The organism is Emticicia fontis, from assembly GCF_054779675.1.
Window position 1 is genome coordinate 121,303 of the sequence record NZ_BAAGXU010000012.1, and the last position, 21,843, is coordinate 143,145.

11 protein-coding genes are annotated in these 21,843 nt (G+C 39.9%); 4 read left to right on the top strand and 7 right to left on the bottom strand.

Features of this window, described 5'->3' with window-relative positions; translation table 11 throughout:
* Positions 1-101: 101 nt before the first annotated feature.
* Complete coding sequence (locus tag ACYVFA_RS07875; RefSeq protein WP_460471266.1) at positions 102-254, bottom strand: hypothetical protein; 153 nt, start codon at positions 252-254, stop codon at positions 102-104.
* A 47-nt stretch (positions 255-301) separates the two neighbouring features.
* Here ACYVFA_RS07875 and rpoB point away from each other — a divergent pair, with 47 nt between their 5' ends.
* The 3 genes from rpoB to ACYVFA_RS07890 all read left to right on the top strand — a co-directional run bounded on the left by rpoB (position 302) and on the right by ACYVFA_RS07890 (position 9,414).
* Complete coding sequence (gene rpoB / locus ACYVFA_RS07880; RefSeq protein ID WP_460471267.1) at positions 302-4,159, top strand: DNA-directed RNA polymerase subunit beta; 3,858 nt, start codon at positions 302-304, stop codon at positions 4,157-4,159.
* 84 nt (positions 4,160-4,243) lie between these two features.
* Positions 4,244-8,557: a DNA-directed RNA polymerase subunit beta' gene (rpoC, locus tag ACYVFA_RS07885; protein ID WP_460471268.1), complete on the top strand. Its 4,314-nt coding sequence runs from the start codon at positions 4,244-4,246 to the stop codon at positions 8,555-8,557.
* A gap of 302 nt (positions 8,558-8,859) precedes the next feature.
* Positions 8,860-9,414, top strand: coding sequence for a fasciclin domain-containing protein (locus tag ACYVFA_RS07890; protein WP_460471269.1), 555 nt, complete (start codon positions 8,860-8,862; stop codon positions 9,412-9,414).
* Between the two features lie 99 nt (positions 9,415-9,513).
* On the opposite strand, the gene ACYVFA_RS07895 is transcribed toward ACYVFA_RS07890, so the two are convergent.
* Complete coding sequence (locus ACYVFA_RS07895; RefSeq protein WP_460471270.1) at positions 9,514-10,017, bottom strand: methylated-DNA--[protein]-cysteine S-methyltransferase; 504 nt, start codon at positions 10,015-10,017, stop codon at positions 9,514-9,516.
* Positions 10,018-10,163: 146 nt separating this feature from the next.
* Positions 10,164-13,490: a preprotein translocase subunit SecA gene (gene secA / locus ACYVFA_RS07900; RefSeq protein WP_460471271.1), complete on the bottom strand. Its 3,327-nt coding sequence runs from the start codon at positions 13,488-13,490 to the stop codon at positions 10,164-10,166.
* 308 nt (positions 13,491-13,798) lie between these two features.
* On the opposite strand from secA, the gene ACYVFA_RS07905 reads away from it, so the two are divergent.
* Complete coding sequence (locus tag ACYVFA_RS07905; protein WP_460471272.1) at positions 13,799-16,720, top strand: FAD-binding and (Fe-S)-binding domain-containing protein; 2,922 nt, start codon at positions 13,799-13,801, stop codon at positions 16,718-16,720.
* Positions 16,721-16,754: 34 nt separating this feature from the next.
* Here ACYVFA_RS07905 and panB read toward each other — a convergent pair whose 3' ends face one another.
* The 4 genes from panB to ACYVFA_RS07925 form a co-directional block, all read right to left on the bottom strand.
* The gene (gene panB, locus ACYVFA_RS07910; protein WP_460471273.1) at positions 16,755-17,570 is read right to left on the bottom strand and encodes a 3-methyl-2-oxobutanoate hydroxymethyltransferase; all 816 of its coding nucleotides are present in this window, start codon (positions 17,568-17,570) and stop codon (positions 16,755-16,757) included.
* A gap of 121 nt (positions 17,571-17,691) precedes the next feature.
* Entirely contained in the window at positions 17,692-18,969 is a 1,278-nt protein-coding gene (locus ACYVFA_RS07915) for a murein hydrolase activator EnvC family protein (protein WP_460471274.1), read from the bottom strand.
* Positions 18,970-18,996: 27 nt separating this feature from the next.
* Entirely contained in the window at positions 18,997-19,830 is an 834-nt protein-coding gene (locus ACYVFA_RS07920; protein ID WP_460471275.1) for a DUF4292 domain-containing protein, read from the bottom strand.
* Positions 19,831-19,935: 105 nt separating this feature from the next.
* Positions 19,936-21,660 carry a tetratricopeptide repeat protein gene (locus ACYVFA_RS07925; protein ID WP_460471276.1) on the bottom strand — a complete coding sequence of 575 codons (1,725 nt, stop codon included), beginning with the start codon at positions 21,658-21,660 and terminating at the stop codon, positions 19,936-19,938.
* Positions 21,661-21,843: the final 183 nt, after the last annotated feature.

The window sequence follows — 21,843 nt, forward strand, 5'->3', positions numbered from 1 at the left end:
AAACAATACACATTTTTTTATAATAAATATTTGTTTCTTCTGTTATTATTATGTAATTTCGCACCTTATTTAGCGATACTCTCTTTAACAGCGCTTTTCATTCATGAGATTTTTGTCCGATACACAACCGTTTTTCCGTAGGGCAGTTGCACAGGGCCAATCATCTCCTTCACTACGAAATATATATTTTCAGCTTGTTTTATAGCATAAGTATTTGACTCTTGTTCAGGAGTACGGGTCTGCTTGTCGCTCACATTTAACAGCTAGTTAAAAAAATTATAAACTTAAAACTTTCAAAGCCTTGAGTCTTACAGTAAACGGTAGAAAAAGTTTTGCAACGGTTCATCCCTCTGTAGAATATCCAGACTTTTTGGATGTACAGGTAAGATCGTTTCAGGATTTCTTCCAGATTGACACACCAGCCGAAAGCCGCAAAAAAGAAGGGCTTTACAATGTGTTTGCTGAAAACTTCCCAATCGCCGATTCTCGCGAGAACTACGTGTTGGAGTTTGTTGATTACACTATTGACCCGCCAAAATACTCAGTTGATGAGTGTATTGACAGAGGTCTGACGTATGCCGTGCCTTTAAAAGCCAAATTACGTTTGATTTGTAACGATGCCGACAACGAAGATTTCGAAACAATCGAGCAGGAAGTATTCTTAGGGAATATTCCTTATATGAACGAAAGAGGTTCTTTCGTTATCAACGGTGCCGAGCGTGTAATCGTATCACAATTGCACCGTTCACCGGGTGTATTCTTCTCTATGAGCAAGCATACAAACGGAACAAAATTGTATTCAGCTCGTGTAATCCCGATGAAGGGTTCATGGATTGAATTCTCTACTGACGTAAACAACGTCATGTATGCTTACATTGACCGTAAGAAGAAATTCCCTGTAACTACGCTTCTTCGTGCCATTGGTTTTGGCTCAGATAAAGAAATCTTAAACCTGTTCGGTCTTTCAGAAGAAATTCCGGGTACAAAAGATGCTTTAACCAAAGCTATTGGCCGTCGTTTAGCAGCGCGTGTTCTAAGAACATGGACTGAAGACTTCGTGGACGAGGATACAGGTGAGGTGGTTTCTATCGACCGTAACGAGGTAATCTTAGAGCGTGACTCTATCATCTCTGAAGGCGATATTACAACCATCTTAAATACAGAGCAAAAATCGGTGATTTTACACCGTGAAGATGCAAACGTATCTGAATTTAACATAATCTATAATACGTTACAACGCGATAGCTCAAACTCTGAAAAAGAGGCCGTTGAGCAAATCTACCGTCAGTTACGTAACACAGAAGCACCTGACGAAGCAACAGCCCGTGAGATTATTCAAGGCTTGTTCTTCTCTGACAAACGTTATGATTTAGGAGAAGTAGGTCGCTACCGTGTCAATACAAAATTAGGCTTAACGACACCATTGGAAACAGGGGTATTAACTACTGAAGACATTGTTGAAATCGTTAAGTTCTTGATTAGCCTTATTAACTCCAAGGCGGTAGTCGATGATATCGACCACTTGTCAAATCGTCGTGTGCGTACAGTAGGTGAGCAATTATATGCCCAATTCGGTGTAGGTTTGGCTCGTATGGCGCGTACCATCAAAGAACGTATGAACGTTCGTGATAACGAAGATTTCAAACCAGTTGATTTGATTAATGCCCGTACGCTTTCGTCGGTTATTAACTCATTCTTTGGTACCAACCAGCTATCACAATTCATGGACCAAACTAACCCATTGGCTGAGATTACGCACAAACGTCGTATGTCAGCTCTTGGACCAGGAGGTTTGAGCCGTGAGCGTGCAGGTTTCGAGGTTCGTGACGTACACTATACGCACTATGGCCGTCTGTGTACCATCGAGACTCCTGAGGGACCAAACATTGGTTTGATTTCATCGCTTTGTACATATGCCAAAATCAATGGTATGGGCTTTATTGAGACGCCATACCTGAAAATTGAGAACGGTAAATTAACCAACGAACTGGTTTATCTGACTGCCGAAGAAGAAGATGGTAAAAACATCGCGATGGCGACAGCAGACGTGGATAAAGATGGTAATTTCTTGGTAGATACATTGAAATGTCGTTACGAAGGGGACTTCCCGATGAAAACGCCAGATTCAATCGACTACATGGATATTGCCTCAAACCAGATTGTATCGGTTGCCGCCTCGTTGATTCCTTTCATTGAGCATGATGATGCCAACCGTGCCTTGATGGGTTCAAACATGCAACGTCAGGCCGTACCATTATTACGTCCTGAAGCTCCGATTGTAGGTACTGGTCTTGAAGGCCGTCTGGCTCGTGACTCTCGTACCCTTGTAGTAGCAGAAGAAGATGGTGTGATTGAATTCGTAGATGCCAATGTAATCAAGGTTCGTTATAACTGGACTAAAGAACAAACATTGGTTAGCTTCGATACCAATCTTACTACCTATGAATTGATTAAACATCGTCGTACTAACCAGGATACCTGTATCAACATCCGTCCGATTGTATTAAAAGGACAGGCTGTGAAAAAAGGACAGATTCTGGTAGAAGGTTATGCTACACAAGGTGGTGAGCTTGCTTTAGGTCGTAACCTTTTGGTTGCCTTCATGCCTTGGCAAGGATATAACTTTGAGGATGCGATCGTAATCTCTGAAAGAGTAGTACGTGAAGATATCTTTACTTCTATTCACATTGAAGAATACGAACTGGAAGTACGTGATACTAAACGTGGTGAAGAGGAATTAACAGCTGAGATTCCGAACGTTTCGGAAGAAACTGTTAAAAACTTGGATGAAAACGGTATCGTTCGCACAGGTACAAGAGTAAAAGAAGGAGATATTCTGATTGGTAAGATTACACCAAAAGGTGAGTCAGATCCAACTCCTGAAGAAAAACTATTACGCGCTATCTTTGGTGACAAAGCTGGTGACGTAAAAGATGCATCGAAAAAAGCGCCACCATCAATGGACGGTGTGATCATAGATACAAAATTATTCTCTCGCCCAAGTAAAGAAGAACGTTCGAAACACAAAGATGAGTTAAAAGCTTTGATGAAAAAACACAGCAGAGCCTTACTTGAATTGCGTGAAAGAATGTTAGATAAAATGGTAGAATTGCTTGATGGCAAAACTACTGTGGGTGTGAAACATAAATTCGGAGATGAGTTAATATCGAAAGGAATGAAATTCAACCGTTCGAATATTGCTAACAACTTATTCCCTGATAAAAACAATTATGTTGACGAAAGTCAATACAACGTACCAGAGGAAGTAAACCTTTTAGGTGATGTGATTCTGGATGGTTGGACTGACGATTTAGAACTCAACAAATTAATCGTGGCATTGAGCAAAAATTACTTAGCTCGTCGTAGTGAAGTAATCGGTCGTTTCAAACGTGAAAGATTCGTATTGGAAGTGGGTGATGAATTACCTGCAGGTATCGTGAAATTAGCAAAAGTATATATTGCCAAGAAGCGTAAACTGAAAGTGGGTGATAAAATGGCGGGTCGTCACGGAAACAAAGGGGTTGTTGCCCGTATTGTGCGCGACGAAGATATGCCATTCCTGGCAGACGGAACAACAATGGATATCGTATTGAATCCACTTGGGGTACCTTCTCGTATGAACATCGGACAGCTTTATGAGGTTGTATTGGGTCTTGCGGGTCGTAAATTAGGTCGTAAATATGCTACTCCAATCTTTGATGGTGCTACTGAAGAAGAAGTATCTGCAGAGTTGAAAGAAGCAGGATTACCACCATTCGGACGTTCACAACTATATAACGGCTTGAGCGGTGAGCCATTCGATCAAAAGGTAACGGTAGGTATCATGTATATGATGAAACTGGGCCACTTGGTTGATGATAAAATGCACGCCCGTTCGATTGGACCATACTCACTCATTACGCAACAGCCATTGGGTGGTAAAGCGCAATTTGGTGGTCAGCGTTTTGGAGAGATGGAGGTGTGGGCATTGGAAGCATTCGGTGCATCACATATCTTACAGGAAATCCTGACAGTTAAGTCTGATGACGTGGTAGGTCGTGCGAAAGCATACGAAGCCATCGTTAAAGGCGAAAACTTACCAAAAGCGAATATCCCTGAGTCATTCAACGTATTAGTACACGAATTGAGAGGCTTAGCATTAGAGATTACCTTGCAGTAAGCAATATTAATAAATCTGTCTTGGCTGAGAAGCTGAGACAGGTTACGATTTTAAAAAATCATTTTCACATCAATCATAAGGAAAATGTCTTTAAAGAAAAATAAAAAACTTAATAGCGACTTCAACAGCATCACCATTAGTTTGGCTTCACCAGAGTCAATCTTGGAGAGCTCGTTTGGAGAAGTAACACAGCCGGAAACAATCAACTACCGTACCTACAAACCAGAGATGGGCGGTTTGTTCTGTGAGCGTATTTTCGGACCTGTGAAAGACTGGGAATGCCACTGTGGTAAATACAAACGTATTCGCTACAAAGGTATTATCTGCGATCGTTGCGGTGTTGAGGTAACTGAGAAAAAGGTTCGTCGCGAACGCATGGGACACATCGAATTGGTGGTTCCGGTAGCACATATCTGGTATTTCCGTAGTTTACCAAACAAAATCGGGTATTTGTTAGGAATGTCGTCGAAAAAACTCGACCAAATTATTTACTACGAACGTTACGTGGTTGTTCAACCTGGTATCAAAGGCGAAGATGGTATCTCTGCCAATGACTTCCTGACAGAAGAAGAGTATCTTGACATAGTTGACAAACTACCAAGAGAAAACCAGATGCTTGACGATAAAGACCCGAATAAATTTATCGCCAAAATGGGTGCAGAAGCATTAGAAATGATGCTTTCTCGTATCAAGTTAGATGAACTTTCTTATGATTTACGCCACGCGGCAGCTACTGATACTTCTCAACAACGTAAAGCGGAAGCTTTAAAACGTCTGAAAGTAGTAGAAGCGCTTCGTGATGCCAATACGCGTATCGAAAATAAACCTGAGTGGATGGTTATCCGCATGGTTCCGGTTATTCCACCAGAATTGCGTCCGCTTGTACCTCTTGATGGAGGTCGTTTCGCAACTTCTGACTTAAATGACCTTTACCGTCGTGTGATTATTCGTAACAACCGTTTGAAACGTTTGTTGGAAATCAAAGCACCAGAGGTAATCTTACGTAACGAAAAACGTATGTTGCAAGAGGCTGTCGATTCATTATTCGACAACTCTCGTAAAGTAAACGCCGTACGTTCAGAAGGAAACCGTGCTTTGAAATCCCTTTCAGATATGTTGAAAGGTAAACAAGGTCGTTTCCGTCAGAACTTATTGGGTAAACGTGTCGACTACTCTGGTCGTTCGGTTATCGTGGTAGGCCCTGAATTGAAACTTCACGAGTGTGGTTTGCCTAAAGATATGGCTGCTGAGTTGTTCAAACCATTTATTATCAGAAAACTGATTGAGCGTGGAATCGTGAAAACAGTAAAATCTGCTAAGAAAATCGTTGACAGAAAAGACGCCGTAGTTTGGGATATTCTTGAAAACGTATTGAAAGGACATCCTGTTTTGCTAAACCGTGCTCCTACGCTTCACCGTTTGGGTATCCAGGCATTCCAACCTAAATTGGTTGAGGGTAAAGCGATCCAATTGCACCCGTTAGTTTGTACAGCCTTCAACGCCGACTTTGACGGTGACCAGATGGCGGTACACGTACCACTAGGTCAGGAGGCAATCATGGAAGCATCTATTCTGATGTTGGCTTCTCATAATATCCTTAACCCTGCTAATGGTGCCCCAATCACGGTACCTTCTCAGGACATGGTGTTAGGTTTATATTACGTAACAAAAGGACGTAAATCTACAGAAGAAGACAAAGTACCAGGTGATGGAATGACTTTCTACTCGGCTGAAGAGGTAATCATAGCCTTGAATGAGGGTAAAATTTCAAAACACGCACACATTAAATGTCGTGTAAAAGTAAAAGACGAAAACGGTCAATTAGTTGATAAAGTAGTTGATACAGTTGCAGGTCGTATTCTCTTCAACCAATGTGTGCCAGAAGAGGTAGGTTATCTTGACGAATTATTGACTAAGAAAAAACTTCAACAGTTGATTGGTCGCGTATTCAAAGAGGCCGGATATGCACGTACAGCGAAATTCTTGGATGATATTAAAGAACTAGGATACCAGACGGCCTTCAGAGGTGGTTTGTCTATCGGTTTGGATAACATCATCGTTCCTCCGGAAAAAACAAAACTGATCACTGATGCGAAAGCAGAAGTTGAAGAAGTTCAGAATAATTATATGTTCGGTATCATCACTGAGCGTGAGCGTTACAACCAGATTATCGATATCTGGGGCCGTGTAAACACACGTATCCGTGAGGTATTATTGAAACAATTAGAAGCTGATCAGAAAGGTTTCAACCCAATCTACATGATGATGCACTCGGGTGCACGTGGTTCGCAAGAGCAAGTGCGTCAGTTGGGCGGTATGCGTGGATTGATGGCGAAACCACAGAAGAATATCCAGGGTTCAGTAGGAGAGATCATCGAAAACCCAATCTTGTCGAACTTCAAAGAAGGTCTTGACGTATTGGAGTACTTTATCTCTACCCACGGTGCTCGTAAAGGTTTGGCCGATACAGCCTTGAAAACAGCCGATGCGGGTTATCTGACTCGTCGTTTACATGACGTTGCACAAGACGTAGTAGTAAATGAAGTAGACTGTGGTACACTACGTGGTATTCAGGTATCTGCCTTAAAAGATAACGAAGATATCGTTGAGCCATTATCAGAGCGTATCTTAGGTCGTACATCAGTTTATGATATCATCGATCCTCTTACCAAAAAACTGATTATCAAATCAGGTGAGGAGATTACAGAAGAGATTGCTGCACAAATTGATGATACAGCTATCGAAACGGTTGAAATTCGTTCAGCATTGACTTGCGAAACCCAGACTGGTGTTTGTTCGAAATGTTATGGACGTAACCTGGCTACAGGTCGTATGTCAGACAACGGAGAAGCTGTAGGTGTAATTGCCTCGCAGTCTATCGGTGAGCCTGGTACACAGCTGACCCTTCGTACGTTCCACACAGGGGGTACTGCCCAGAACGTTGCTTCTGAAGCCAACATCAAAGCCAAATTTGGTGGGGTAATTCAACTGGAAGAAATGCGTACGGTACCATCTGTTGACCGTGAAGGCAATGAGATTACTATCGTATTGGGTCGTCGTGGTGAAATTCGTATTGTTGAGCCAGGAACAAATAACATTCTGATTACTAATAACGTACCTTATGGTGCTACTTTAGAAGTGAAGAATGGAGATACAGTGAAAAAAGGAGATTCTCTTTGTCACTGGGATCAGTTTAACGCCGTTATCCTTTCAGAGTTAGATGGTACTATTGAGTACGAAGCTATCGAAGAAAACATCACTTATAAAGAAGAGGCCGATGAGCAAACCGGTTTCCGTGATAAGGTAATCATTGAGTCGAAAGACCGTTCGAAAAACCCTGCTATCATTGTAAGAGTTGGTGGAGATGAAGATAAAGCTTATAACTTACCTGTAATGGCTCGTTTGACTGTAGAAAACGGTCAGAAGATTAAAGCAGGTCAGGCATTAGCTAAAATCCCTCGTGCCATTAATATGAACCGTGACATTACGGGTGGTTTGCCTCGTGTAACCGAGTTATTTGAGGCTCGTAACCCATCGAATCCAGCAGTTGTATCTGAAATTGATGGTATCACACAATACGGTTCGGTAAAACGTGGTAACCGTGAGATTTTCGTAGAAGCAAAAGACGGTGTTAAAATGAAATACATGGTACCTCTATCAAAACTGATCTTGGTACAGGATGGTGACTTCGTTTTAGCAGGTGACCCTCTATCAGATGGCGCCATTACACCAGCCGATATTCTACGTATCAAAGGGCCTACCGCCGTTCAAGAGTACTTAGTAAACGAGGTACAAGCCGTTTATCGTCAACAAGGGGTGAAGATTTCAGACAAACACATCGAGGTAATCGTCCGTCAGATGATGCAAAAAGTTGAAATCGTAGATTCAGGTGATACTTTGTTCCTTGAATACCAGATGGTTGATAAATGGGTAGTTCGTTTGGCTAACGACAAGATCATGGATAAGAAAGTAGTAATGAATGCAGGTGCTTCGGATAAATTCAAACCAGGTCAGATCATCAGCGCTCGTGAGATGCGTGATGAGAACAGCCGTTTGAAACGTGCTGACTTGGCACAAATCGAAGTACGTGATGCGATGCCGGCCGTTTCTCGTCCGACACTACAAGGTATCACAACTGCCTCATTAGGTACTGAATCATTCATCTCTGCGGCATCGTTCCAGGAAACTACTAAAGTATTGTCAGAAGCTGCTGTAAGAGGTAAGCGTGATATGCTTGAAGGTTTGAAAGAAAACGTTATCGTAGGACACTTGATTCCTGCCGGAACAGGTAACCGTAGATATCAGAACATCATCGTTGGAAACAAAGCTGAATTGGAAGCAGCCGCTGAAAAGCGTAAGTCACAAGAAGCAGCGAAACAACGTAGAGAATATGTTTAAAATCTAATAGTAGGGAGTTCAGAATTCTGAACCTCCTACTTTGGTGTAAAACCCTCTTTATTATCAGATAAGGAGGGTTTTCTTTTTTTAGTAATTTATCAACTCATGAACGTACTATAATATACTTTTATGCCTTTATTCTGCCAAAGGGGAAAAAAATGCCCACACTTGATGGCAATTTTACTACTTCTTGACTGGAATTCTTCGCAAATACACCTTTTCTCCTACTGGAACAGTTTCTTTACTAATATGAACGAGCCTGTTTGGTTCACACAATTAATATTCACAAAACTAACAAAAGCATGAAAACTATCTCATTATTATTAGTGTCTGCTTTGATTTCATTGGGGACATTTGCACAAGAGACAAAAGTTATGGTTGGCGGCTCTGAAATGAGTTCATATAAAAATGTGGTTACCAACATTATGGAGTCTAAAGAGCATACTAAACTTGTTTCGGCCATTAAATCTGCCGGACTAGTATCAACGCTTCAAGGACCAGGTCCATTTACTGTTTTTGCGCCTACTAATGAAGCTTTTATGAAGATTGGTGCTACACCATCTAAAGCAACCTTAACAAAGGTTTTAAAATACCATGTAATTGATGGTAAATGGGATTCGAATGATATTATGGCAGGTATCAACGGAAATAACGGTACTTTATCATTAAAAACAATGCAGGGTGGTTCGTTGAAATTTTCAATGAGTGGAGATAACCTGATAGTAACCGACGAAAACGGTATGACTGCCACAGTTACTACTAAAGACATTTACCAAAGTAATGGGGTGGCACACGTAGTTGATACCGTAATGATGCCATTTGATACCAAAAAAGTGGTAAGTATGAGTAATAAATAGATTTTGAGAGCCGATTATAGTAAGGTAGCAGTAAAGGGTTGTGTTCAGCGTTTTACTGCTATTTTTTGTAGCTTTTGCTCCTTCTACTGCTTGGATTAATTAAAATAAACTCAATTGTTCTTCCTTCGGCAAACTGCCTTCGTGACGTAAAAGCCATTCTTTTCGCCATAAATCGCCACCATAGCCAACTAGGCTTTTATCAGAGCCTATTACTCTATGGCATGGCAGAATAATGGTCAGAGGATTATTGCCATTAGCAACGCCTACTGCTCTAATGGCTTTTTCGTTGCCGATGATACGTGACAGTTGCAGATAAGAAATGGTTTTGCCATAGGGGATACTTTTCAGGCTTTCCCATACCAATTTCTGGAACTCAGTACCTTCTGGTAATAAAGGTAAGTCAAAATCTTTCAGTTCGCCTTTAAAATAAGCATTAAACTGTCTGATACATTCGTCAATAATAGGAGAATTTTCAGGCGTTTCCTGTAATTGCCTGCTAGGCTTTTTTTGTGCTTCTCTGAAAAGTACATGGGTTAGATGTGTATCCGTAGCAATAAGTTCTAGAGCTCCCAGCGGAGATTCATAATGCTTAATATGGGTCATACTGGTTGAATTAGTCGCCAAGTTTTCATGCACTAAATTTTACTGCTAGTATACAAATTTTCCTCCAATTTAGTGCTTTAAAACAAAAGAAGCCGCTAAAACTTAGCGACTTCTTTTAATATTTGCAGATATATCATCTCAATTGATTAATCAACCAATACAGCCTTACCACTCATTACGTCCTCTTCTACGTGTTTGTATTTCACTTCACGCTTCACTGTACCATCTTTGTACTGTACACTCACACGTTGATTTCTATCGGCAATTTTCTGTGTACGAGCTGGCGTAATTGGGCGTGAGCCTGAATCTGAATTTCCGCTACCACCGTCTTCCTCAACCTTATTGGTTTGTAATTTTGGTTTTTCTTCTTTTGGTGGGGCCAATTGCTGGAATCTTAATTCCACCACATTGGCCTTCATTAAGAAACTTACTGTATCAGCATTTACCTTGTTCAGGAAGTTTTTGAATAGTTCTACCGCTTCAAATTTATAGATTAACAATGGGTCTTTTTGCTCGTAAGAGGCATTCTGTACCGATTGTTTCAAATCGTCCATATCACGAAGATGCTCCTTCCATTCCTGGTCAATAACTGTCAATGAGATATGTTTCTCTATTTCTTTAATCAACTCTCTACCATCGCTCTCTACTGAATCTTTCAGATTGCAATACATACCAATGTTTTGCGTACCATCGCCAATAATGGCAATGTATTGCTCATCTACCAATCCACGACGGTCTTTCAGTACATCAGACAATACCGGAACCATATTCTTACGGATGGCATCATTCTTAGCTTTGTAAGTTCTTTCAGCCTGTTGGTAAAGTCTATCTACTAATTTAGTATTTCCTTTCGAGAACTCGTGGCGTTCAATCTCAGGCTTGATACTTAATTTCTGGATACTACGTAGTTCAAATTCATCATAATTGCCTTCTGCATTCATCACAATATCACTACATGTATCGTATAGAATATTAGCAATATCCAATGATAAACGGTCTCCGAAAAGGGCATTTTTACGACGTTTGTAAATCGTATCACGTTGGATATTCATTACATCATCATATTCAATCAAACGCTTACGAGTACCGAAGTTATTCTCTTCTACTTTTTTCTGCGCTCTTTCAATAGAATTGGTAATCATAGAGTGCTGAATCACTTCGCCCTCTTCCATACCCATTCTATCCATTACTTTAGCAATACGGTCAGAACCGAACAAGCGCATCAACTGGTCTTCTAATGATACGAAGAATTGTGAAGTTCCCGGGTCTCCCTGACGGCCAGCACGACCTCTCAACTGACGGTCAACACGGCGAGAATCATGGCGTTCAGTACCGATAATTGCCAAACCTCCAGCGTTCTTACTTTCCGGGGTTAGCTTAATGTCAGTACCACGGCCAGCCATGTTGGTAGCAATTGTAACTGTTCCTGGTTTTCCGGCTTCTGCTACGATGTCAGCCTCACGAGCGTGTTGTTTCGCATTCAATACCTGATGTGGAATCTTACGAAGCGTAAGCATTCTACTCAGAATCTCTGAATTTTCAACTGAAGTTGTACCTACCAGTATCGGACGACCAATGTTTACCAATTTAACAATTTCATCTACAACGGCATTGTATTTTTCACGTACAGTTTTAAAAACCATATCTTCTTCATCCTTACGGATTACTTGTCTGTTGGTTGGGATCGAAACCACATCTAGTTTATATATTTTCCAGAACTCTCCTGCTTCTGTTTCAGCAGTACCCGTCATACCTGCTAATTTATGGTACATACGGAAATAGTTCTGTAAAGTAATCGTAGCATAAGTTTGCGTAGAATCTTCTACTTTTACGTTCTCTTTAGCTTCAACTGCCTGGTGTAAACCATCTGACCAACGACGACCGTCCATGATACGACCCGTCTGCTCATCAACAATCATTACTTTATTATCCAACACCACATACTCAACATCTTTCTCAAATAAAGTATAAGCTTTCAACAACTGGTTTACAGAGTGGATACGCTCAGCTTTCAAAGAATAATCACGAATGATTTCATCCTTTTTCAATATTTTTTCTTGTTCCGGTAAATCTGATTTTTCAACAGCAGCCAGATCAACACCTAAATCCGGCATTAGGAAGAAATTGTGGTCTTCGCCTTCTCCGGTAATAAAATCCAGTCCTTTATCTGTTAACTCGATTGAGTTATTTTTTTCATCAATAGTGAAATACAACGGAGCATCAGCCTCAGGCATTAATTTCTGGTTTTCAGCCAGATAAGTTGCCTCTGTTTCGTGTAAGATTTGTCTCATTCCTTGTTCAGACAAATACTTAATCAAAGGTTTGTTTTTAGGCAAACCACGGAAAGCACGGAACAAAGCTAAGCCACCTTCTTTTTTATTACCGGCTCCAATCAACTTTTTCGCTTCGTTCAGATAACTATTAGTTAAAGTTTTCTGCGCTTCTACAATGCGTTGGATACGTGGTTTTAAGGACAAGAATAACTCTTCATCTCCTGTGCGAGACATAGGTCCACTTATAATTAAAGGTGTACGGGCATCATCAACCAAAACTGAGTCAACCTCATCGACCATTGCATAATGGTGTTCACGTTGCACTAATTCTTCTGGGTCGTTCACCATATTATCACGTAGGTAGTCGAAACCAAATTCGTTGTTCGTACCATATGTGATACCTGCTGCATAAGCATTTCTACGTGCATTTGAATTGGCCGGATGTTTATCTATACAATCGCAGGTAATACCATTAAATTCGAAAATCGGCCCCATCCACTCAGAGTCACGACGAGCCAAATAATCATTCACCGTTACGATATGTACACCTTTACCTGCTAAAGCATTCAAAAATGCCGGGAATGTAGCCACTAAGGTTTTACCTTCTCCGGTAGCCATTTCAGAAATTTTTCCTTTATGCAGTGCAGCACCACCGATAATCTGTACATCGTAATGCACCATGTTCCAGGTAATCATATTTCCGGCAGCCAACCACTGATTTTGCCAGATAGCCTTATCGCCTTCAATTCTGATATGGCCTTTTTTCATAGCCAGCTCACGGTCAAGATGCGAAGCAGTAACAACAATTTCTGTATTTTCAGTAAAACGGCGAGCCGTCTCTTTCACAATCGCAAACGCTTTAGGAAGAATCTCTAAAAGAACTACTTCAAGTTCTTTGTTTCTATCCAGTTTCAATTCATCAATTTTTCTGAAAGAAACTTCTTTTTCATCAACCTCCATATCAGGGTTATTGTTGATGTTTTCTTTCAATTGATTAATCTGGTCGTCGATATGCGAAAGTTTCTGTGCAATATATTCTTGTAACTCGACAGTTTTGGCACGAAACTCATCATGGGAAAGATTCTTCAACTTGGCAAATTCTTCATTTGTCAGTCCTACATAAGGTTGTAATTCCTTATTATCTCTATCAGACTTTGTTCCAAAAATCTGTGTAATTCCCTTGGTTAAAAAATTGAGCATTTGTATATCTTGTTCTTGATTTCTAGTTGATACGAATCTTTATCTGTCAAATACCTCTCCAAACCGATTAAACCTGCCATTTTGTCAATCTTTAATTGATTGATGGTGAAGTATTTCAATTTTTGAGGCTGCAAATTTACGCTTTTATGACAGTTTAATAACAACAAAATTAGGGGAATATTGTTAATAAATGTCCATGTTATGTGGTGAACGGCGAAATTTTAAAGTTTATTTAATTCTTTTCCTTTTCAATACTTAGCAAATCTGCCGTTTCTTCCTCAAATTTGAAACTTAAAAAACAGAATCCAATGTTTGAGTCATTGTTGAAAGATTTTGAGGGAGAATTATACTTCAGAAATACCATTACCGACGAGGCCATCAGAACAGTCTATGCCACCGATGCCTCTGTTTATCAGGAGAAACCTATTGCCGTAGCTTTACCAAAGAGGGTACAGGATATTCGTCAGTTAATACATTTTGCTAATACTAATCAATTGACATTGATTCCACGCGCTGCCGGAACATCATTGGCAGGGCAGGTAGTAGGTAAAGGCTTAGTAGTAGATATATCTAAAAACTTCACCAACATTCTGGAAGTTAATCGGGAAGAGAAATGGGTAAGAGTACAACCCGGAGTAATCCGTGACGATTTAAACGCTTATCTGAAATCTTATGGATTGATGTTCGGACCAGAAACATCTACCTCTAGCCGTGCCATGATTGGAGGGATGATCGGGAATAATTCATGTGGTTTACACTCCATTATCTGGGGTGCAACGAGAGATAATCTCTTAGAAGTAAAAGTATTATTATCAGACGGAAGTGAAGCCGTTTTTGGAGGAATTACTGCTGAGGAACTTGATAAGAAAAGCCAACTACAAAACAAAGAGGGGGAGATTTACAGAGCCCTTATTACTTTAATTGATAATCAAGAAAATCAGGAATCAATCAGAAACGGGTTTCCAAAAAAGACAATTACCCGTCGAAATACAGGTTATGCCCTCGACGTGATTGAGGATATGTGGCAAACCAAAGCTGATAAACCACTCAATCTAAGCAGCCTGATTGCAGGGTCAGAAGGAACCCTATGTTTTGTAACCGAAGCCAAGCTAAAACTGATAGAATTGCCACCTGCTGAAGTAGGTATGGTAGCAGTGCATACAGTAAGTTTACACGAAGCATTAATGGCAAATCTGATTGCCATGAAGCATAAATGCGCAGCCTCTGAACTAGTAGATGATTTTATCATGGAGTTTACCAAAACCAATATTGAGCAATCGAAGAATCGGTTCTTTATTGAGGGCGGCCCGAAGGCAATTCTGATGGTGGAGTTTTTTGCTAAAACCGAAGCTGATTTGAGAGAAAAAGCAGAGAATCTGATAGCTGAATTGAAAGCCAATGAATTGGGCTATGCTTTCCCGATTTTATTGCAGGATGATGCCAAAAAAGCATGGGAAGTGCGAAAAGGCGGCTTAGGCTTATTAAGAAATCTGCCCGGCGATACACAGCCTGTCAACCTGATAGAAGACTGTGCAGTGGATGTAGTAGATTTACCAGCCTATATCGCTGAACTGGAAGTATTGCTTAAGAATCATGGCGTACAATATTCGATGTATGCCCACGCAGGTGCTGGAGAATTGCACGTAGAGCCTATGGTGAACCTGAAAACGTCTGAAGGTAGAACATTATTCCGTACAATTCTGGCTGAAACGGCAGCATTGGTTAAGAAGTATGGTGGCTCTCTTTCAGGAGAGCACGGTGATGGGCGTTTGAGAGGCGAATTTATTCCTTTTATGATGGGAGACAAGAACTATGAACTTTTCAGACAAGTAAAGCAAATTTTTGATGCTAAGGGTATATTCAACAAAGGTAAAATTGTAGATACTCCACCAATGAACGAGTTTCTGCGCTACGAAGCAGATAAAAATATTCCTGCACAAAAGACTATTTTTGACTTCTCTAAACAGGAGAGTTTCCTGCGCTTGGCAGAAAAATGCAGTGGCTCAGGAGATTGTCGGAAAACCGAAGTAACAGGCGGAACTATGTGCCCGAGTTATATGGCTACCAGAAGCGAAAGAGATACTACCCGAGCAAGAGCCAATATATTAAGACAATACCTGAGTGATACTACAACAACAAAGGAAGTCGGTTTTAATGAAACCAAAGAAATTCTGGATTTATGTCTATCCTGCAAAGCATGTAAGTCAGAATGCCCATCAAGTGTCGATATTGCCAAAATGAAAGGTGAGTTTTTGCAGCAATATTACGATGAACATGGCATTCCGTTCCGCTCGAAGTTAATAGGTAATTTTACAAAACAGATGCGATTGGCAAGCATTGCGCCCTGGGGATATAATTTTATATTCAAAACAGAGTTTACGCGCCGGATAGCCAATAAAATAGTCGGTTTCCATCCTGATCGTACGATGCCCCTGCTACATAGCCAGACTTTGAGAAGCTGGTTCAAAAATGCCAAAGAGATAAAAGATTTTACTTCGCCCAAAAAAGTATTTCTGTTTTGTGATGAATTTACTGATTTCAACGATGTAGAAGTAGGCAAAAAAATGATTTTACTTTTACAGAAATTGGGTTATCAGGTGCTTATCCCGAATCATATAGAAAGTGGAAGAACCTATCTATCAAAGGGCATGATTCGTGAAGCACAGAAAATTGCTATACATAATGTGAATACATTAAAAGATTTAGTAAAAGAGGAAATACCTATTATCGGCATTGAACCATCGGCTATTCTGACATTAAAAGATGAATACCTAGAATTAGTGCCAGAGAATCTCAAAGAAGCAGCGCAGCAAATTGCCCATAATACTTTCATTTTTGAAGAATGGTTTGCCCGTGAAATAGATAGAGGTAATATTAAAAAAGAGGCTTTTTCTACTGAAAAGAGATTGATAAAATTGCATGGACATTGCCATCAGAAAGCTTTATCATCTCTCACACCAAGTAAGAAAAGTCTGTCATTACCAATAAACTATGAAGTACATCTGATTCCATCAGGTTGCTGTGGTATGGCAGGCTCGTTTGGCTATGAGGTAGAACATTATGATGTTTCAATGAAAATAGGAGAGTTGGTATTATTTCCAACTGTTAGAAAACAACCGGAAGAAGTAATCATTGCCGCTCCAGGTACCAGTTGTCGCCATCAGATAAAAGATGGAACAGGACGTGTGGCTAAGCATCCAGCCGAGATATTATATGACGCACTAATATAGTTGTGACGCGAACGTCTCGTTCGCGCCACATTTGTTAATAAGACTCTTTTTCGTTAGGGAAATCAGATGATTTTACATCTTTGGTATAGTTCTTAACCGCTTCAGTCATAATCGTATGCAAGTCTGCATATCTGCGTAGGAAGCGGGGAGAAAATTCTTTATTGATACCCAACATATCATGCACTACTAAAATCTGTCCATCACAATGTGGCCCTGCTCCGATACCTACAGTAGGAATGCTTACGCTTTCAGTAACTCTTTTAGCTAAATCGGCGGGGATTTTTTCTAATACTACACCAAAACAACCTACCTCATCAAGCATCTTAGCATTGGCTATTAACTGCTCGGCTTCTTCCTCTTCTTTGGCTCTTACAGCATACGTTCCAAATTTATAGATAGATTGTGGCGTAAGCCCCAGGTGACCCATCACAGGAATACCGGCACTTAGAATACGCACAATAGATTCTTTTACTTCAATACCTCCCTCTAATTTTACTGCGTGCCCACCCGATTCTTTCATGATTCTGATGGCAGAACGCAAAGCCTCCGATGAATTGCCCTGATATGAGCCAAAAGGTAAATCTACTACTACCAATGCTCTATTTACAGCCTTCACAACTGCCTGTGCATGGTATATCATATTGTCAACAGTAATAGGCAAAGTAGTTTCATGACCCGCCATCACATTTGATGCTGAATCTCCTACAAGAATGAGCTCTACCCCAGCACCATCAACTATTTTAGCCATTGAATAATCATAGGAGGTAAGACAGGCTATCTTTTCGCCTTTGCGTTTCATTTCCTGTAAGGTATGAGTAGTGATGCGTTTTATTTCAGAATGAGTAGACATGTAAGAAATTAGTGATTGAGTGAATGAGCGAATTAGTGATTAATAATGTTACTATAACATTTCTATTCTTGTTTAGTTCTTAAATTAATTCACTAGGGTTATTTTATCGAATAATAATTAATTATCTCGGAACTAACCAGTTTTCAGGATTTAGCCTTTCTGTATTATGCCATATCTGGAAGTTGATTTCGGTGGCTCCACCTGATACTCCTGCTGTACCGATGGTTTCTTTCGCACTGATTTTTTGCCCTACCGACGCAAATACCTGGTTAAGATTGGCATAAACGGTAAAATAATCACCATGCTGTACAGCCACTACTTTACCTAAGCCCGGAATTTCAGTTATATCTTTCACAACTCCATCGTATACCGACCTCACGGTGGCATTAGAAGGTGTCTGAATATCAATGCCATTATTATTAATTAACACGCCATGCAAAACAGGATGTTCTTTTACCCCAAAACGATCGGAGATAAAACCTCTTTGCACAGGCCAGGGTAATCGTGCACGTGATGAGCCAAACGAACGCCCTAAAGTAGTTTCCTCTTCGTCTAAATCCAGAATTGGCTTGTTCTTTTTTCTGACAGGGTTTGTTTTGGCAAGTTTAGCTTCTTTATCCTGTTTGAGTTCTCGCTCTTTATTTTTTTTAGCAATTTCGCGGGCAACAACGTTGGCAATGAGATTATCTAATTTTGTAACCGAACGTTTAGATGCTTCAATCTCTTTTCTTAAGTCAATCTCTTTTTTCGACAACTCACCCACCATTTCTGTCTGCTGGGTTTTGAGCTGTTCCAGATTCTTGGCCTCCACAACTTTGGCTGTAAGTAATCGCTTTTTATCAGAGCGTTTTCCTTCAAGGTTGGTTTGTCTTTCGCGTAGCAAAGCGGCTACTTTATTCATTTGTGTTACCTGTGCTTTGCGGTTCTCGGTATATTGCTGCAGATACTTATACCGCATCAACAATTCGTTGAAGGAAGTAGAAGAAAAGAGAAAACTTAGTTTATTGAGTTTGCCACTATATTTGGAAGCAGAATAAAGCATAGCGGCATATTCCTGTTGCAGTTGAGCCAGTTTATCTTCAAGGTTTTCTTTGGCGCCCACAATGTCCTGCATCTCTACGTCTATCAGTTCCATGTCCTGTTCCATCAAACCGATTTGTTCTTCTCTTGATGAAATTTGCTCTTTAATGGCTTTAATGTTACCAACCGTAACTTCCTTCTTTGCCTTGGCATTTTCAAGTGCCTTTGTGGTTTCGGCAATTTTTGCCAGATTTCTTTTTTTCTCGTTTTCCAATTGCGCACGCGATTTCCGGGTACGTTGAGCAAACGCTTGTTGATTAATCAGTAAGCAGAAAAGAAAGCAGGTAAGGAAAAAATATGTCAGACTTTTTAAAGACATCAGGCGTTGGTTTAGGCGTAGCCAGGATTATTTAGGCGAATACCCTTTAGGAATACTGAACGAGAATCCGGGGCTTTCGTCTAAAAATTCGATTCTATTATGCTGCAAATTTATTAAAGTCTGATTGGTTTTATCATCTTTTGCGGCATCAATCTTAGCAATAATGGCCTGCGGGAACAAAAAATTATTAATAGACTGGAAATTACTATAGTCAATTTGCATTTTGCTGGTTCCAGTTGTATCAGCAGCCATCAGTTTTTGCAATTTGAGATTAGGTTCAGCAATAAAGTTTTCAATCTGGACATTATTCTCTTTTTGTCTGATTACAAAACTGCCCTCTTGCTTCGTAATATCATCCTCCTCACGTTTTTTGATAGGCATATTCCCAATCAAAATAGACTGTACGAGGTCATAGCTAAGATTGAAATTAAACTGTCGGCTCAAGGTAGCAAAATCGTATTTATAATAATTACGATGCAATCGGTCTAAGAAAATAATAGAATCTTTGGTAATCAGGCCTCGGGCTACTTCTAAACCCACAGAAATTGATAACCAGATTTTATTGTCTTTTTCGATATGTGCAGTAACCGGAAAAGACTGATTATCTGATCCTGACGAATACTCTACTTTTGATTTGATTCTTAGAAACTTAAAATCGATTTCAGCAGGGTTTACATCTACTTTAGTTGTAGAAGTTGGGCTCGAAGTTGGTGTATCAATTTTAGCAGGTACATCGGGTTGACTTACTGCTATACTGGTAGAATCTTTAATCTCGGTTTTATGAATCCGTTGACGTTTGCAAGAGGTAGTAAATAAAACTATCAGGCATGAAAAAGTCAGAACTATATAACGGCTTGACATAATTGTGGGTTTTTAAAAATTTGCTTCACGTTTTTATTCCGGTGCAATTATCGGAATAAAAACCCTTACAGGGCAAATGTATCAACAGGTTTAATAAGGTGAAGTCTATTCGATTAACTGACCTGATTGTATTTTCTTATCAATATTGATGCTATTCTCTCCCATCTGGCGGGCTTTTTTCCATTGTTCAATGGCTTTATCTTTTTCACCCAGTTGATACAATACATCGCCATAATGTTCCACAATAGTTCCACTTACACCACTACTTTGTTTAACTGCACGTTCCAGAACTTCTCGTGATTTCTGATAGTCTTTCATGGTATAAAGTACCCAGGCGTGTGTATCTAAATACGTAGCATTGTTAGTATTTTTCTCCGCAAGTTTGCTTGATAATTCCAATGCACGGGGTAATTTATCTTTTCTCAACGATAAATAGTAAGCATAATTATTCAATACGTGTTCATCGTTCGGGTCAACTTTCAGCACTGCCTCGTAGGCATCATCAGACTTGCTGTACTGTTTGGCTTCGTTATAGGCATCACCTAAAAGTCCATTGACAAACTTGGTTAGCTCTTTGTTATCCAAAGATAAATTTCTGGCTTCTTCTAAAGAAGAAATCGCTTTTTCGAAGTCTTTTTTAGCAAAATTGGCTACCCCATTATGATACCAGAAAAAAGCCTGATTCGGAAAATACTCAATGGCTTCCTCTGAATGTTTGGCCAGACTATCTGTATTATTAAGTTTTGAATCAATTTCAACAATGGCAAGCCATACCTCAAAAATAGATTTATCAAATTGAGTTGATTTGACATAACTATCACGAGCACCTATCATATCCCCTTTTTTCATCAACAAATCTCCCAACACTACATAGGCTTTAGGTTCTGATGGTGCCTGTTTAATCAACTCTCTTGTCAAACCAATCAGATTATCGAGATTTTTTTCGCCTTTATCATCTTTCATCATCAGCATATAGCTGGATAAAATCTTGAATTTTACATCAGAAGAAAGATTTTTATTAGTAAAGGCTACTTGTAACTCCTGGCTACATTTATCTAAATCCCCTTTTTTACGATAGATTTCTGCCAACAATACGTGTGCCTCTGCAAAGTCAGGATTGCGTTTCAACGAACTTTCCAACATTTTCAATGCCTGATCATAACGTTCGTTCGAAATCAGAATCTGTGCCTGTTGTACAACATATTCCGGTTCAGTAGGTTCTGATGCAATGAGTTTATCTCCCTCCTCAATCGCTTTTTCAAGCTTGTTTTGTTTTAGGTAAATCAATTGTTTCTGATGTGTGATTTCCTCACTCATCCCAATTGTTTTCTCTATCTTATTATACACCTCTACTGCATCAGAATATTTCTCCTGCATGATATAGGCATTCGATAAATCGAGGTAATTATCAACGTCTGTCGGATATCTGTTGGCAAGTTTTTCATAAATCTGGGCGGCTTCTTTGTAGCGTTTTTGTTTGGTGTATAGGTCTCCTAAAAACTTCTTGTAGAATTTATTATCATCATCCAGTTTTGCAGCTTTCTCTGTATAAAGCGTAGCATTGGCCACATCATTGGTTGCCAAGAAAGATTTGGCAATCATAAAATTGGCTCCCGAACTGGCCGGATTCATTTCTGCAGCTTTCTTGAAATGGGTAATGGCCTTATCATAAGTTTCAGCAATAAAGTACTTCATACCATCAGTAAAAACTGCCTCGGCCTGAAGTTCTTTTTCTGAAATAGTGCCATCGTCGGCTTTCTTATTTTTCTGCGCTATACCTAATACGGGAAGCCAGATAAGTGCCCATAATATGATTTTTGATACTTTCATTCATCAACTAATTGTAGGTATTTTAACGCCTGAATGCGCTGAATATTGCTTGATAATCGGCAAGATTCCTGCCAAAGCCTCATCAAAGTTCTTTAAATAATCGGAAATAACAAAATAACAACTTCTGACCTCGGCAATATGTTTCGGGTTTATAGGCAAGCTAAGGATTTTACAGCATATTCA

Bases quoted from the DNA above. Each gene is read 5' to 3' on its own strand.
- ACYVFA_RS07920 (WP_460471275.1), bottom strand. From the start codon at position 19,830: ATGTCAAGCCGTTATATAGTTCTGACTTTTTCATGCCTGATAGTTTTA.
- panB (WP_460471273.1), bottom strand. From the start codon at position 17,570: ATGTCTACTCATTCTGAAATAAAACGCATCACTACTCATACCTTACAG.
- ACYVFA_RS07905 (WP_460471272.1), top strand. From the start codon at position 13,799: ATGTTTGAGTCATTGTTGAAAGATTTTGAGGGAGAATTATACTTCAGA.
- ACYVFA_RS07890 (WP_460471269.1), top strand. From the start codon at position 8,860: ATGAAAACTATCTCATTATTATTAGTGTCTGCTTTGATTTCATTGGGG.
- rpoC (WP_460471268.1), top strand. From the start codon at position 4,244: ATGTCTTTAAAGAAAAATAAAAAACTTAATAGCGACTTCAACAGCATC.
- ACYVFA_RS07915 (WP_460471274.1), bottom strand. From the start codon at position 18,969: ATGTCTTTAAAAAGTCTGACATATTTTTTCCTTACCTGCTTTCTTTTC.
- secA (WP_460471271.1), bottom strand. From the start codon at position 13,490: ATGCTCAATTTTTTAACCAAGGGAATTACACAGATTTTTGGAACAAAG.
- ACYVFA_RS07925 (WP_460471276.1), bottom strand. From the start codon at position 21,660: ATGAAAGTATCAAAAATCATATTATGGGCACTTATCTGGCTTCCCGTA.
- ACYVFA_RS07895 (WP_460471270.1), bottom strand. From the start codon at position 10,017: ATGACCCATATTAAGCATTATGAATCTCCGCTGGGAGCTCTAGAACTT.